This is a genomic window from Haloarcula sp. JP-Z28, from assembly GCF_011440255.1.
Classification (GTDB): domain Archaea; phylum Halobacteriota; class Halobacteria; order Halobacteriales; family Haloarculaceae; genus Haloarcula; species Haloarcula marismortui.
In genome coordinates this window covers 1-13,585 of sequence record NZ_JAAOHT010000089.1, presented here as the reverse complement: position 1 = coordinate 13,585, position 13,585 = coordinate 1, and the positions used below count along the sequence as shown (strand labels likewise).

The 13,585-nt window shown below is 61.7% G+C and carries 16 protein-coding genes; 6 read left to right on the top strand and 10 right to left on the bottom strand.

Annotated features, from left to right (window positions below; translation table 11 throughout):
- Together G9463_RS21180 and G9463_RS21175 are read left to right on the top strand one after the other, a co-directional pair.
- Window positions 1-805: DHH family phosphoesterase (locus G9463_RS21180; RefSeq protein WP_165897759.1), on the top strand; the 805-nt coding region annotated here is incomplete at its 5' end.
- 79 nt (window positions 806-884) lie between these two features.
- Window positions 885-1,322 carry a hypothetical protein gene (locus tag G9463_RS21175; protein WP_165897758.1) on the top strand — a complete coding sequence of 146 codons (438 nt, stop codon included), beginning with the start codon at window positions 885-887 and terminating at the stop codon, window positions 1,320-1,322.
- Window position 1,323: 1 nt separating this feature from the next.
- On the opposite strand, the gene G9463_RS21170 is transcribed toward G9463_RS21175, so the two are convergent.
- Window positions 1,324-1,755, bottom strand: a complete 432-nt coding sequence (locus tag G9463_RS21170; protein WP_004958780.1) for a DUF5807 family protein — start codon at window positions 1,753-1,755, stop codon at window positions 1,324-1,326.
- Between the two features lie 104 nt (window positions 1,756-1,859).
- On the opposite strand from G9463_RS21170, the gene G9463_RS21165 reads away from it, so the two are divergent.
- Window positions 1,860-2,282 (top strand): dCTP deaminase, encoded by a 423-nt coding sequence (locus tag G9463_RS21165; protein ID WP_165897757.1) that lies wholly within the window; start codon window positions 1,860-1,862, stop codon window positions 2,280-2,282.
- A 21-nt stretch (window positions 2,283-2,303) separates the two neighbouring features.
- Here the strand turns inward: G9463_RS21165 and G9463_RS21160 are convergent, their stop codons facing one another.
- The 9 genes from G9463_RS21160 to G9463_RS21120 form a co-directional block, all read right to left on the bottom strand.
- Window positions 2,304-3,182, bottom strand: coding sequence for a CheF family chemotaxis protein (locus tag G9463_RS21160; RefSeq protein ID WP_165897756.1), 879 nt, complete (start codon window positions 3,180-3,182; stop codon window positions 2,304-2,306).
- 100 nt (window positions 3,183-3,282) lie between these two features.
- Window positions 3,283-3,711, bottom strand: a complete 429-nt coding sequence (locus G9463_RS21155; protein ID WP_165897755.1) for a hypothetical protein — start codon at window positions 3,709-3,711, stop codon at window positions 3,283-3,285.
- Between the two features lie 5 nt (window positions 3,712-3,716).
- Window positions 3,717-4,106: a 30S ribosomal protein S6e gene (locus G9463_RS21150; protein ID WP_165897754.1), complete on the bottom strand. Its 390-nt coding sequence runs from the start codon at window positions 4,104-4,106 to the stop codon at window positions 3,717-3,719.
- 69 nt (window positions 4,107-4,175) lie between these two features.
- Window positions 4,176-5,450, bottom strand: coding sequence for a response regulator (locus G9463_RS21145; RefSeq protein ID WP_165897753.1), 1,275 nt, complete (start codon window positions 5,448-5,450; stop codon window positions 4,176-4,178).
- Between the two features lie 82 nt (window positions 5,451-5,532).
- The gene (locus G9463_RS21140) at window positions 5,533-6,396 is read right to left on the bottom strand and encodes a CheF family chemotaxis protein (protein WP_127014142.1); all 864 of its coding nucleotides are present in this window, start codon (window positions 6,394-6,396) and stop codon (window positions 5,533-5,535) included.
- Between the two features lie 59 nt (window positions 6,397-6,455).
- Window positions 6,456-7,688: a HEAT repeat domain-containing protein gene (locus G9463_RS21135; protein ID WP_011224084.1), complete on the bottom strand. Its 1,233-nt coding sequence runs from the start codon at window positions 7,686-7,688 to the stop codon at window positions 6,456-6,458.
- 6 nt (window positions 7,689-7,694) lie between these two features.
- The gene (locus tag G9463_RS21130) at window positions 7,695-8,504 is read right to left on the bottom strand and encodes a protein-glutamate O-methyltransferase CheR (protein ID WP_004958756.1); all 810 of its coding nucleotides are present in this window, start codon (window positions 8,502-8,504) and stop codon (window positions 7,695-7,697) included.
- Window positions 8,501-10,489: a chemotaxis protein CheA gene (gene cheA / locus G9463_RS21125; RefSeq protein ID WP_165897752.1), complete on the bottom strand. Its 1,989-nt coding sequence runs from the start codon at window positions 10,487-10,489 to the stop codon at window positions 8,501-8,503. Before cheA ends, G9463_RS21130 begins: the two co-directional genes overlap by 4 nt.
- Before the next feature lie 2 nt (window positions 10,490-10,491).
- A complete protein-coding gene (locus G9463_RS21120; protein ID WP_121302410.1) occupies window positions 10,492-11,601 on the bottom strand; it encodes a chemotaxis response regulator protein-glutamate methylesterase in 1,110 nt (369 codons plus the stop codon).
- Between the two features lie 170 nt (window positions 11,602-11,771).
- On the opposite strand from G9463_RS21120, the gene G9463_RS21115 reads away from it, so the two are divergent.
- The 3 genes from G9463_RS21115 (at window position 11,772) to G9463_RS21105 (ending at window position 13,512) form a co-directional block, all read left to right on the top strand.
- Complete coding sequence (locus G9463_RS21115) at window positions 11,772-12,206, top strand: chemotaxis protein CheW (protein ID WP_004958750.1); 435 nt, start codon at window positions 11,772-11,774, stop codon at window positions 12,204-12,206.
- 88 nt (window positions 12,207-12,294) lie between these two features.
- Complete coding sequence (locus tag G9463_RS21110) at window positions 12,295-13,020, top strand: ATPase domain-containing protein (protein ID WP_165897751.1); 726 nt, start codon at window positions 12,295-12,297, stop codon at window positions 13,018-13,020.
- A gap of 156 nt (window positions 13,021-13,176) precedes the next feature.
- Window positions 13,177-13,512 (top strand): helix-turn-helix domain-containing protein, encoded by a 336-nt coding sequence (locus G9463_RS21105; protein ID WP_004515272.1) that lies wholly within the window; start codon window positions 13,177-13,179, stop codon window positions 13,510-13,512.
- The last annotated feature ends 73 nt before the right edge of the window (window positions 13,513-13,585 follow it).

Sequence of the window (13,585 nt, the reverse complement as noted above, 5' to 3'; positions counted from 1 at the left end):
CGCGACCGTCTTCATCTGTGACCTCTGTCCCGACCGCGAGTCCGACATCGCCCCGCTCGATTCACTGGTCGACACCGCCGAGCGGGTCGTCTGGTTCGACCACCACCAGTGGCCCGACGACCTCGCCGCCGACGTGGACGCGTCCGGCGTCGAACGCACTGTCGGCGACTCTGAGGAAGTATGTACCGCCGACGTGGCGCTGTCGGAACTCGACTACGACTTCGACGAGCAGTGGGCCGACCTCGCCGCCGTCACCCGCGACCACGACCTCTGGATCCGTGACGACCTCCGAAGCGACGACCTCGCAGACCTCTCGTACTGGAGCGAGCCAGAGGAGTACATCGAGGCAGTTCGGGACCACGGCCCCGACCTCTCCCCGGAGTTCCATGAGTTCCTTGACGAGAAGCGCGTCGAGAAGGAGGCACTCATCGAGAAGGCCGTCGACCGGGCCGAACTCCGCGATGTAGGCGAGTGGACAGTTGGCGTCACCTACGGCCGCTGTTCGCAGAACGAGGTCGCCGAAGCCCTCCGCGAGCAGGGCGCGGACGCCGCCGTCATCGTCAAGCCCGCTGGCTCCGCCTCCATTCGTGGGACGGACAGCTTCGAGCGTGCCCACGAGGTCGCCCAGCAGGTCAACGGTGGCGGCCACCCGAAAGCCGCGGGCTGCAAGCCCGACATCTACGACGACATGATGGATTACGCCCACCACTGGACGACGCAGGGCGCGGTGGCGAAGCAGGCTATCGTGGACGCCTTCCGGCGGTTGCCTGAGGAAGAAGAGGCAGGTGTCGATACCGACCGATAGGTGGACTCGCGAGTGAAGTGGGCGGTGTATCGTCGCCCGACGCAACGTTGATTTGCCCCTCAGTCGTCACTTCTGGGTGATGCCCGAGTCCCTCCACACGCGAATCTGGCGCGAGACAGCCGTCCGACAGCGTCTCAGTAGCGCCGTCGCTGTCGGCGCGACGCTGCTGGTCCTCGACGGCTCAATACGGTACGCCGCGGCCGTGGCGGCGATGGCCTTCTGTGTCTGGCTCGCTGCCGACGCCGCTCAGGTCGCTGTCGGCGACTACGCCGACCACGTAGTGTTTGGCCTCCTCGTGTTCGGGTTCGTGGCGTACACGGTCGCGGCCGCCGGCCCGACGTGGGTCGTCGCCACGGGAGCGCTCCTCGGCTGCTGGTTCGTGATTGACGGCGTCCAGCACCTCCGTCACGGCGTCACGCGCGACGAGGTAGAGATACAGTATTCCCACGAAGGTACCTTGGTCACTGGCCTGCCGAAGGCACTGCTCGTCCGACTTGCCGAACCGTTCCTGCTGTAAGCTACTCCCCGACGACCCACTTGTCGCTGTACCGTTCTCCACAGGCACAGACCGCGTAGGCGTGGACCACGTCGCCCTCAGCGTAGAGGCCGCCCACGTCCTCGTTCTGTTCTTCGGCGAAGGCGAAGACAAACCGGGTCGTGTGGTTGCTTTCCGGTTCTTCCTCGGCGACCGGACAGACCGCGTCGGTCAGGTCGTCGTGAATGTCGCCCTCCGTGCCCATCGCCTCTTGAGCCAGCCCCATCGGGTCGATGCCCGTCGCCGACTGGAACGCACTTCGGCCGTCGTCGCCCGGCAGGACGAGGATGTGCCCGTCCTCGACTTCGTCAGCGTACTCAGCCAGTGCGCCCGGGTTCGAGACGGCGTCCTCGTGCAGGAAGAAGAGCACGTCTTCAGGCCGCTCGCCCGCCAGAAACTCCGTGTGTTTGGTCATGCAGAGAGGGAGTCACTCGCCGGGCAAAAGTGCCGCGTTCCTCCTGCAAGTCACTATCCCGTCTCAGCCTCACTTTTAGGCACACTCGCCGAATACAGTCGCATATGACAGACTTCGGCGAGTACGTCACAGATATCGTCCACGAACCGACCCAGACCGACAGCCCGGGGTTCGACCTCACCGTCGCTGCGGTGTATGAAGTCGTCGAACCGGGACGAATCGACTTCGGCGGCGGTGAGCTTGATGCGGCTGAAGTGGTGCCTCACGCAAGCGAAAAGCGGAACCCGGACGACGATTACGAGTGGTGGACGCTGCGAGGCGGCCAGTACCTCGTCGAGTACAACGAGTCGCTGACCGGCGAGGCTACGGTGACGCTCCAGGCGCGGACGGCACTGCTCGAACGTGGGGCGACTCACCCGACTCTGCACGTCGACGCACTCCCGCGCGTGCCACTGTCGGTCGGCGGCGCGGGGCTGAAGCTCAAAGAAAACGCCAGAGTGAGTACGATTGTCGGAGCCGAGGAGTAAGACGACGGAGGCAGTCGCCAGTCAGGCGTTCACATCTTCCAGGTGACGGCTGGCGACGACCTTCCCAGTCGGCGTGAGCGTCGGCCCGTCGGAGCCGTCCTGTACGAGCCCGTCAGCGGCGAGATCCTGGAGAATCATCGACACCTGCGAGGAGTCCTTGCCGAGAATGCTCGCAAGCGGCATTCCGTCCATGTCGCCGGTCGAGTACATTGCGACCAGCACCTCCTTTTTGTCCTTCGTGAGGTCGACGTCTTCGATTTCCTCCATGAGCTCGGCGTACTCACGGCGGAGATAGCGCCCGAGGATGGACATCTTGCGGTTCGATGCCATCGCAGCCAGCGTCGTCATGGCCGTCCCGTCTTTCATGTGCCGGACTGTCAGCACTGGCCGGCCCTTCCCGTTAATCTCCCGCGTGTTCCGGTCGAAGTCCGACACTGTCTTCAGGTCGACGTTGAACGACCCGTCGCTGTGTCGGAACTCGACGTTACCGGGCGTGAGAAACAGCTTCGCGGTCTTGAACGACTCCTCCGTGACGCGGCCACCGACACGGGCGCGCTCTTTGACCGTTGTCTCGGTCCCATTGATGATGGCCTTGAACAGTACCGTCCCGAACTTCTCTATTTTCTCGTCGCCGGCTTCGATGGCTGCGACGAGTCGCTTTCCCCTGTGCTCGAAGGCAATCGTCACTGTCGAGTCGAAGAAATCGCCCAGATCGGGCGGAACCTGCCCGACGGCGATGTCGAAAATCGAATCCAGTGGAATCGTCAGCTTGTCGTCCTCGCTTGCGGCCAGTACCAGCCGCTTCTGGGAGAGGACGACCCGACCTCTGATAGGGTCGCCCCGACCGGCCACTTCGGAGTTGAATTTGCCGACGAAATCCGCGATCACTGATTCCGACATTCGTCCGTTACCCGAAGTACAGCAGCACTGATATTGAGCGTTTCGCGCGAGTATCAACAGCAAAAATCGGATCTATTCAGGAGAACAGCGGCCAACGGCGTCAGTTGTCGAGATTTCGAGCGATATCTGACAGCGAGGAGTCCGGTCCGTCGGTCGCGGTATAGACGACGCGCTTGCCCGGCGTTCGGAGGCCGTACTCCGTTCCGTCAGTGACCACGTCGAGATGCGCTGAGCCGCCAAGTGAGACATCGCTATCGGCGACCCACTCTGCGAGGCGATTTGTCCCGTCCCGTTCGCGGGCCAGTCGGCGGTTGTCGGCAACGTGTGAGAGTACCGGCTCGCCGTCAAGATTCGTCTCGACGACGGCGTGGTACCGGTCGCCGTCAAGTGCGAGGCGGATGGTGTCACCGTCGTCGAAAGCCAGTTCTTCCGGGAGCACGACCCGTGGTCGGTCGGTTCGACCGACCGACTCGACGGGAACGCGATGCGTCTCGAGGGTTTCGTGGTCACTGGGAACGCGGTCCGACACGTGACTTACTCGTCGTCGTCGCCGAGGAGTTCGGCCACATCGTCGCTGCCGCGGGCCGTAATTTTTGCGTTGATCTGGCGCGTGTCGTCGCTGACCTCGCGGCCGCGGACGGTGATCCGCTTGCGCTCGCCGTCGGTGGTCGGCTCGAAGCCGACGCCGCCGTCGGACATGATTTCTTTCGTCGTGACGCCGCGAACGTCAGGTCGCATCGGTCGACCCGAAGTGTCCGAGCCGCCGGTCAGTTCAAGCGAGTAGCCATCGAGGCCAACAGCGCCGCCGTCGACCTCGTCGCCGAGCTCGCGGCCGATGAAGCGGTTTGCGTCCTGTCCGTCAACGTCGATCTGGTAGGTGTGGCCGTCCTCCGGGTCGGAGACAGCGACCGTGAATTCTGCCATACCTGTTCTCAATCAACCGCGATTCAAAAACGCGTCGAACCGTCCCGCTCACTGGAGTCGGACCGACCGTCACACGCTCGCGGACAGGCCGGTGATATCCATTGAGACAACCATGCCGAGCTGTTTGTCGCTGCTACCCGTCACTGGCAGCGTTGACAGCCGGTACTGCTTGCCCTCGTACTCCTGTGTCCAGACCTGTGTTTCACCGTCAAGTGCGGCGCGGTACTTCGGCTTCTGTCTCTCGACAACCGCAGGCGGAAACACTTCTGCGAGGGTCTTCCCTTCCACGTCGGTCGGCGTGAGACCGAACGCGCTGAGCCCCTCACCGCGAGCGATAAGGTATCGAAGGTCGTCATCAAACAGGAATACGCCGCCGCCAGGGAAGTTCTCCAGCAGGGTCTTGTACCGTTGCTCTGCCTGCCGGAGGGTTCCTTCGAGCTGTTCCCGCTCGATGGCATTTGTGAGGGTGTTTGCGACGCCTCTGACAAACGTGATGTCGTCCTCGGTAAAGGGGCGCCGCTCACTCGCATGCGCCCCGAGCACGCCCCACGGCTCGGTGGTTGTTCCGATGATGACGCTGATACCACTCACGACACCGTGGTCCAGTAACAGCGACGGACCACTGAACCGCGATTCCGTCCGGAGGTCTTCAACGACGACCGGCTCTTCGGTTTGGAGCGTGTATCCGGCCTGTGATTCCTCGCCGGCCCCGACTGCTGCCTCGCCGACCAGCCCCGACTGCCAGCCGACACCAGCACGCAACAGGAACTTGTTGTCGGCCGGCCGGTACTCAAGCACCTTGCTGTACTCCGTATTGAGGCCTGCTGCTACGGACTCGACAGCCCGTTCGAACAACGCATCGAGGCCACATCCTGTCAGCGCGTACTGGCCGAGGTCAGCGACGGCTTCTTGCTGCTGGACCCGTGTCTTGAGGCGCTCTTCCGCACGGTGTTGTGTGACGAGGTTCGTGATACGGTTCGCGAGCAGCGTGTACCGCTCGGTCCCGCCCCGCTTCTGGAGGTAGTCGCTTACACCCGCCGAAACCGCTTCACTGGCGACTTCCTCGCTTCCCTTCCCAGTGAACAGAACGAACGGCAGGTCCGGATACTCCGCCCGGACGGCCCTGAGAAATTCGATTCCGTCCATGTCTGCCATGTCGTAGTCCGAGACGATACAGTCAAACGGCGCTTCGGTAAGACGCTTGAGCCCCTTGCTGGTACTGGTCGCCGTCTCGACGCTGAAACCGTCGCTCTGCTGTCGGAGAAATTCGGCTGTTGTCTCCGCGAGCCCCGGTTCGTCGTCGACATGCAGTACCGATATCCGGTGGCTGTCGGGCCCGTCCATGACAATCTATGACAAACCGAACGTATGTCCGTCTTGTGGTACACTGTTTCCAAAACCACGCTCATTCAGGGTGTCATCGCCGCTACTGGTCAGCCATTGCGTCGCTTGCGATCGAGCGGCCGCGAGCCTCCAGTTGGACCTCCCGGCGTGTCCGGACCGGTTCGAGGATATCGGACTCCATCAACCGGTCGTACACGTCCTCAACTTCCTCGATCTCCATATCGACGAACTCCGGGATCTTGAACGGTGAGATGCCGGAGTACAGCGCCATCAGCACCTGTGTCTCCTTATCGGAGAGCTCCACGTCGTCGGCGATATTGCGCTGCTCGCCCTGCCGGACGAGCCCCTCGATGAGCGAGACGTGTCGGGGCGTCCCCGTGATGTGGGTTTCGACGCTGGTGCCCTCGATGGTGTGTTCGACCTCTAGCAGTGGTCGCTCGTCGCCGCGGATCGTCTTCTCCTTGGCCTCGACGGTCCCCACGTCGTCGATGTCCAGTTCGACGAACGTGCCGCTGGCGATGGCCAGATTGATGCAGTCGCCGTCGAGCTTGAGCCGCCCCTTCTCCCAGCCGCCGTCCTGAACAACGCCACCCTTGACTGCGGGGTGGTTGACGAGGACGACAGTCTGGTCGAGTAGCGTGCTGTACAGTTTCTCCTGAAACTCATCGGCTTTCTTCGCCGAGATGAGCGTCACGTTCCGGCCGGCCTGCACCTTGATGTAGCTGTCCACCTGTGCGAGTGGCTGGTTCATCTGGCTGGCCGTGACGCTGCTGACCTTCGACAGCGGGATGGTCCGCTTGCCGTCGTTGGTCGCAAGGACGAGCCGCTTGTTCGAGAGCAAAATCCGACCGGGTAGCCACTCGATGTCGTTTCGCTTGCGCCCGTCCGAGACGACCTGAACGAACTTCCCCTTCGTATCGACCAGTGCGTGTTCTCCGTCGCTCATCGGTTAGCCAGCTATCGCTCTCGTGTACGCCCCGCCACGTCTTAATCCACTCGGCTGACTCATCCGCGGCCACCGAGCTTCGAGATGGCCGAGAAGGCCTTCTTCCTGACCACGTCGTGTTCGGTCTCGTCGATGAGTTTATCCAGCGTCTTTCGGGACCGCTCGCTGCCGACCTTCCCGAGAGTGAAGATAGCCTGTCCGCGGATATCGGGGTCGACGCCGTCGTCTTGCACGATTTTGAGCAGTCGTCGCTCCACCATGTTGTCGTCGTCACCGAGTTCAGCGAGACTGGTGGCGGCGAACTGCCGGAGCATCTGGTCGTCGTCGCCGAGCGCGTCGACCAGCGATTCGATGACGCGGTCACGCTCTTCTTGGCTGGTGACCCGGCCGAGCATCCAGGCGGTGTTGCGCCGCTGGGCGGCCTGCGTGCTCTCTTCGAGAATCTCGACCAGCGGCACGACGACGCTCCGGTCGTCCGTGTTCGAGAGCTTCTCGACGACGGTGTCCCGTATCTCGTGGCTCTGGTCAGTCGGGACGTTCGATAGAAGTTCGATGAGCGAGTAGACGGCCGTCCGGCGGACGGCGGCGGAGTCGTCCGAGAGGGCTTCGATGAGATAATCGACCGGCCGGTCGTTGCCGAAGTTCCCGAACGCCCCGACGGCGATGCGCCGGACGCGCTCGTCGTCGTCCTCGTACAGCGGCAACAGCGCCTGAAGCGCCTGTCGGTTCCCGATATTCCCCAGCGCATCCGCCGCCTCGCGCCTGACGCCAGCTTTTGGGTCCGACAGGACGGACTCCAGCGGCGTCGTTGCCCGCGAGTCGCCGATCTTCCCGGCCGACCGGGCCGCTCGCGCCCGCACTCGCGGGTCGGCGTCCTCGAAGCGCTCTGCGAGCTTCGGGACCGCGTCGGCCTGGTCCAGATTCCCGAGGCCGTTTGCTGCTGCCATCCGAAGTTCCGGCACGTCGGCGTCGAGCACCTGCATATACGCCTTCGCCTTCACCCAGTCGGCGGCGTCGTCTTCGAGGTCGACGCCGGCCATACTCCCGATGAGTTGTGTGATCGCGTCGTCACCGAGTTCGTCAAGCGAGTCGATAGCCGCCCCGGTGATCGCGTCGCTATCGCTCTGTGCCGCGTTCACGAGCGCGTTGACCACGTCGCGCCGGTCGTCGTGGTCCTCGAAGTTCCCCAGTAGCTCCGCGGCACGAGTCTTGACCCGCTCGTTGTCGCTCTCCCTGAGGAGGCGGATGAGTTCCTGTGCATTGCCGTCCCGTTCCAGTTCGTAGAGGCTCATTGGTCGCTACACACGCCGGTAGATGCGGTGTCGTTTGTCGACCGCTTCGAAGGAATCCCGGCACTCCGCGGGCAGCGTCTCAGTCATGCCGATCATGAGATAGCCGCCCTCACGGAGTGACCCGCGGATCGTCTCGAAGATGGGGACCTTGAACTCCGAGTCGATGTAGATGAGGAGGTTCCGGCAGAACACCAGATCGAAATCGCGCTTGGGGTCGCCTCGGATGAGGTCGTGTTGCTCGAACGTGACCATCTCTTTGACCTGGTCCCGAACCTGAAACGTGTCGCCGTCCTGCTCGATGTATTTCGTGTAATCGTCCAGCGGTTCCAGTTCATCGGCGATGTCGGTCGTCTGGGAGGTCGCGTAGGTCCCCTTGCGGGCCTCTTCGAGGATGTCGGCGTTGATGTCTGTCGCCGTGATCTCGACCCGACGGGCGTCGATCTCGGGGTCGTCGAGTGCCAGCATCGCCGCCGAATACGGCTCGCGGCCGTCGGCACTCGGGGCCGACCAGAGCCTGACGCGACGGTTGTTCTCCGTGAGTTCTCGGAGGACCGGCCGGAGTCGCTCCCACGCCTCCGGATTCCGGAAGAAGCTGGTGACGTTGATCGACAGCGAATCGAGCAGTTCCTCACGCTCGCCGTTGTCGCGTTCCAGCAGTCGCTGGTAGGTCTGGTAGTCCTCGGTGTCGGTCCGACGCATCCGCGCGGTGATGCGGCGGTCGAGATACGAGTCGTTGTAAAAGCCCGACTCGAAGTCCATCTCTTCGCCGATGAACTCTACAAGGTCGTTGAAAGTCCGCTCGCTGCCTTTGTTCATAGCGTCACCACGTCGAGGATGTGGACGATGTTCCCGTCGCCGAGGACGGCCGTGCCCGAGAGGCCGGGTGTTCCCGAGAGGATACCCTCCAGGGGCTTGACGACGACCTCTTCCTGGCTGTTGACCGAGTCACAGTGGAGTGCGACCTGGCGCTCAGACTCGCGGATGCGGACGAGCATCCCGTCGCCGTTGGCTGTCTCGCCCTCGATGTCGAAGGTGTCGTCGAGGTGGATGACCGGGTAGATCTCGTCGTTGTGCTTGATGACTTCCTGACCGTTGACCTGCTTTGCCTCTTCCGTCCCGGTAATCTCGTCGACGTTCTTGATTGGGACGCCGTACTCCTCGCCGCCGACCTTGACGAACAGCACCTTGACGATCGCCATCGTCACCGGGAGGCGCAGTGAGACAGTCGTTCCCTCACCCGGTTCGGAGTCGACGCTGACCGACCCGTCGAGCTGGGAGACCGTGTCGTGGACGACGTCCATTCCGACGCCGCGCCCGCTGGTGTCGGTCACTTCATCGGCCGTCGAGAAGCCGGGATGGAACACGAGGTCATACACCGCGGAGTCGTCCATCGCGTCCAGTTCCTCTGGCGAGCGGACGCCTTTCTCGATGGCCTTCTCTCTGATGCCATCCACGTCAAGCCCGGCCCCGTCGTCTTCGACTTCGATGATAACGTGGTCGCGCTCGCGGGAGGCCCGGAGCGTGATGTGGCCGGTGCGTGACTTGCCCGCCTGTTCGCGCTCTTCGGGCGACTCGATGCCGTGGTCGACTGAATTCCGCAGGATGTGCATCAGCGGGTCCGAAATCTCGGTGAGGATGGTTCGGTCGAGTTCGATGTCCTCGCCCTCGATTTCAAACTCGATGTCCTTGTCGAGTTCGCGTGCGAGGTCCCGGACGAGCCGCGGGAACTTCCCGACGACTTTCTTCAACGGGATGAGCCGCATATCCATCACTGTGTTCTGGAGATTCGCCGTGATCTTGTCCAGTTCGTTCAGCGTCTCGCCGGTGGAGTCGAGGTCGTCTTTCTCGACGCCACGCCGGAGCTTGATTCGGCTCGTGACCAGTTGCTCGACGAGCCCGTGAAGGTCATCGAGCTGGTCCACGTCGACGCGGACGGACTTGATTTCGTCGACGCTGTGTTCTTCCTCAGCCTCTGGGTCGGGGTCCGAACCCGAATCCGAGCCCGCCCCGCTATCGTCGGCAGCATCGGAGTCGGTGCCTGTGCCGCTGACCAGTTCGTCGGTCACGTCCGTTACGTCGAAGCTGTCGACTTTCCCAGTCGTTCCCAGTTCGGCGTCGACAGTCGCCGCGTCGGGGCCGTCGAGGTACAGGACGAACGTGTCCTCGAACTCGCCGTCCTCGATATCGGCACGGCTCGGACTCGAATCGAGAATGTCGAACCGCCCCTCGATGGACTCGACGGCCAGCATCGAGTCAACGCCGAGCATATCCGACTCTCCGACACTGATTTCCGCCTGCAGGACCCGCTCGTCGACGGCATCGCCGTCGATGTCGGCATCGCTGACGCCCGCATCCGTGGTGAGCGACTCGTCGCTGTCCGACGAGCCGTCGTCTGTCGTTTCGGTGCCACCCGCGGCGGCGGCCCCCTCTTCGAGGACGGCCCGGAGCTCTTCGACCATCTCGTCGGTCTCCGTCCCCGATTCGCCGTGCTCCTCGATCTCCCCGACGATAACTTCTATCTGGTCGACGCCGGCAAAGACAAGGTCCATCAGGTCCGGCGTGACCTCCATCTCGCCTTGGCGCATCTCGTCGAGAAGGTCCTCCATCGCGTGCGCGAGGTCTGCTGCGTTGTCAAAGCCCATCGCTCCGAAGTTGCCCTTCAGCGTGTGGGCTGTCCGGAAGATCGAGTCCATCGCCTCCGTGTTGGAGGGGTCAGACTCGAGTTCGAGCAGTGAGTTATTGAGTTCGGTAATCGCTTCTTCACTTTCACGGATGAATGCGTCTAAATACTGGTCGTCCATTGTCAGGTCACCTCAGTGGTAATCGTGTCGATAACGCCGTCCGCAATGTCGTCGATAGGCAAGACAGTGTCTACACAGCCCGTCTCGGCGGCGCGTTTTGGCATGCCGTACACCGCGGACGTGGCCTCGTCCTGTGCGATGGTCTTGCCACCGGCCTGCTTGATGCGCCGAATCCCGTCCGCGCCGTCTTCGCCCATCCCGGTGAGGATGAGCCCGACGAGTGGGTCGTCGATGGTCTCTGCGGCCGTCCGCATCGTCACGTCGACGGCCGGACGGACGCTGTTGACCGGTTCGTCCTGTGTCAACTTCGTCCGCAGTCGGCCGTTCCGGTAGTTTTTGACCTCCATATGCCGGTCACCGGCGGCGACAAGTCCCTCGCCGCCGCCAATGCGTGCCCCGTCGGTGGCCTCCTGAACCTCGTAATCGCTTCGCGTGTTGATCCGCTCGGCGAACCGGCCGGTGAACCCTTCCGGCATGTGCTGGATGATGAGCACCCGCAGGTCGGCCTCGATGGGGAGGTTCTCCATTACCTGTTCCACCATCTTCGGGCCGCCGGTCGAAGAGCCGATGACGAGCGTCGGGTTCGCGACGTAGGTCGTCTGGCCCGACGAGCCTCCGGTCCCTCTCCGGTCAGTGGCCGAACCGCCGGCGGTTGTCGGTGCCGTTCCGCTGTCGCTGCCTGTCCCGCTGCGGCTGCCCGTCGCGCCGACATCGACTGCCGCGACAGAACTGACCATCTCGACCAGCTGGTCTTTCAGGCGTGACATCTCCATCGACACCTCACCACCGGGCTTGGTGAAGAAGTCGACCGCACCCTTATCGAGCGCCTCGAACGTCACGTCGGCGTTCTCGTCGGTGTGGGCTGACAGCATCAACACCGGCGTCGGAGACTCAGCCATGATGCGCTCGGTTGCCTCAATGCCGTTCATTACCGGCATCTCGACATCCATCGTCACGACATCAGGTCGATGTTCGATAACGGCCGATACTGCCTCCTCGCCGTCACGCGCCTGCGCAACGACATCAATACCGCCATCACTGAGGATATCAGAGATGACACTCCGCATGAAGTGAGAGTCGTCTGCGACCACGGCGCGGACACCATCTGCCATATCACCAACGCTCCCGTCGGACAGGAGACATCGGCGAACGAGACATCCTCATACCTACTTCCAAATCCCGTCCGGCCCCGAAATAAATACTCCGCCCACGTAATCAAAGTTGATAGCCCAGCAGGCACCTTTATGCGCCACTATCCGCGACAGTTTGGATAAGAACTGCAATGGCAGCACAGTCAGCCACCACCGGCCAAGTACTCGAGTTCCAGCTCGGCTCGGAAACGTACTGCGTGAGTATCGACTACGTGACTGAGATCGTCGATATCGGCGAACTCACGTCCGTTCCGAACGCCCCGCCGCACGTCCGTGGCGTCATGGACCTTCGCGGGCGCACGACATCGATTGTTGACCCTAAAGTCGTCTTCGGCATTGGAGACGAGGGTGCGGAGAAGCGAATTATCGTCTTCGACCCGGATATCGTCGAGGAACAGGGTGCAGCTGGCTGGCTCGTCGACGAAGTGTATCAGGTAGTCCAGATCACGCCGGAGCAGGTCGACCGGTCCCCCGCGAACGACGCCGGCTCAATCCGGGGCGTCATCAAGCGAGATGACAGTTTTGTTATCTGGGTGGACCCCGCCATCGTCCACGCTGGTGACTGATTCCAGTTTGTTTAGCGACACACCAGCAAGACTTTTTAACATTCCCGACAGAGGAGTATCTAATCAACTTCCAGTTCCTTCCGAAACTATGATTGAGCAAACCAAAACGGGGATCGAGGGCCTCGACGACATTCTGAACGGCGGCATTGTGAAGAACTCGACGACACTGGTGAGCGGCAACCCTGGTGCCGGGAAATCGATCCTCTGCCTCCAGTACATCTACAACGGCGTCGAAAAGTACGACGAGAAGGGCATCTACCTCTCCTTCGAGGAAGACGAGTCGGACCTCCGGGAGGCCGCCGAATCTCTCGGCTTCGACAACTGGCAAGACCACGTCGACAACGGCGACATCAAGGTGTACGACAAGCAGGTGCTCCTGCGCGAGAACGACTTTACGTCCTCGCTGGATATTCTACTGGAGGAACTCGAAGACGGTGACTACGACCGACTGGTGCTTGACTCGCTTGCCATGTTCGAACTGTTCTTCGAAAACGAGAGGGAGAAGCGGACGTATCTCCTGAAGTTCACTGACATCCTCAGCGACAGCGGTCTCACAACACTGATGACCAACGAACAGGGGGCCGTCTTCCCGGACACCGAGATCGGACTGGAGAATTATCTAACTGACGGCAACATCTACCTTATCCAGACGCCGACTGATACCGGCGTGAACAGATACGTCTGGGTCGCCAAGATGCGAAAACAGAACATCGAGACGGACATCTATCCGATGGAGATTGACCACGGCGGCATCGATGTCCACCAGAACGCCAGCGCCTTCTCGATGATGAGCGAGGAAGAATCACCAATTTAACGATACGATAGAGCCATTATTACTCCGTAGAACGACGGATACAGCGACACAGACCGCCGTTTTCGCACGGACGCCCCGCAGTGCGTGTTTGTCTTCCTTTCACTCGATATCACAGGCGATACCTTTATTATTGACTGAATTTATGATTTGATAACGATGGATTCAGGGGAGATTCTTCAGACGCTTGGCAATAAATACAGTGCCGAAATCCTTGACGCGACGGATGAACCGGTCTCCGCACAGGAGCTCAGCGACGAACTCGGAATCCCCATCGCGACGTGTTACCGACGGATCGACGAACTGACCGAACATGACCTGCTGGAACTCCACGACAATATTCTCTCTGACGACCGCCGACGTATCAAAGTGTACCGGCGGAACGTGGATGAAGTCCGGGTCGACTTCGACGATGAACTGACTGTCCACATCGAAGAGCGGTCGGAAGTGACCAACAAACTTGACGAGGCGTGGCGGACCCTATCCGAGCGGTAGAGCCCCTCTTTTCGCCGTTATCACGAAAGATATTTTCGAGCATGGATTTAATAACGGGTTCGCTGTAGCACTG

Excerpts from the sequence above, each read along its gene's own strand:
- G9463_RS21175 (WP_165897758.1), top strand. The coding sequence starts at position 885 with ATGCCCGAGTCCCTCCACACGCGAATCTGGCGCGAGACAGCCGTCCGA.
- G9463_RS21170 (WP_004958780.1), bottom strand. The coding sequence starts at position 1,755 with ATGACCAAACACACGGAGTTTCTGGCGGGCGAGCGGCCTGAAGACGTG.
- G9463_RS21165 (WP_165897757.1), top strand. The coding sequence starts at position 1,860 with ATGACAGACTTCGGCGAGTACGTCACAGATATCGTCCACGAACCGACC.
- G9463_RS21160 (WP_165897756.1), bottom strand. The coding sequence starts at position 3,182 with ATGTCGGAATCAGTGATCGCGGATTTCGTCGGCAAATTCAACTCCGAA.
- G9463_RS21150 (WP_165897754.1), bottom strand. The coding sequence starts at position 4,106 with ATGGCAGAATTCACGGTCGCTGTCTCCGACCCGGAGGACGGCCACACC.
- G9463_RS21145 (WP_165897753.1), bottom strand. The coding sequence starts at position 5,450 with ATGGACGGGCCCGACAGCCACCGGATATCGGTACTGCATGTCGACGAC.
- G9463_RS21140 (WP_127014142.1), bottom strand. The coding sequence starts at position 6,396 with ATGAGCGACGGAGAACACGCACTGGTCGATACGAAGGGGAAGTTCGTT.
- G9463_RS21135 (WP_011224084.1), bottom strand. The coding sequence starts at position 7,688 with ATGAGCCTCTACGAACTGGAACGGGACGGCAATGCACAGGAACTCATC.
- G9463_RS21130 (WP_004958756.1), bottom strand. The coding sequence starts at position 8,504 with ATGAACAAAGGCAGCGAGCGGACTTTCAACGACCTTGTAGAGTTCATC.
- cheA (WP_165897752.1), bottom strand. The coding sequence starts at position 10,489 with ATGGACGACCAGTATTTAGACGCATTCATCCGTGAAAGTGAAGAAGCG.
- G9463_RS21120 (WP_121302410.1), bottom strand. The coding sequence starts at position 11,601 with ATGGCAGATGGTGTCCGCGCCGTGGTCGCAGACGACTCTCACTTCATG.
- G9463_RS21115 (WP_004958750.1), top strand. The coding sequence starts at position 11,772 with ATGGCAGCACAGTCAGCCACCACCGGCCAAGTACTCGAGTTCCAGCTC.
- G9463_RS21110 (WP_165897751.1), top strand. The coding sequence starts at position 12,295 with ATGATTGAGCAAACCAAAACGGGGATCGAGGGCCTCGACGACATTCTG.
- G9463_RS21105 (WP_004515272.1), top strand. The coding sequence starts at position 13,177 with ATGGATTCAGGGGAGATTCTTCAGACGCTTGGCAATAAATACAGTGCC.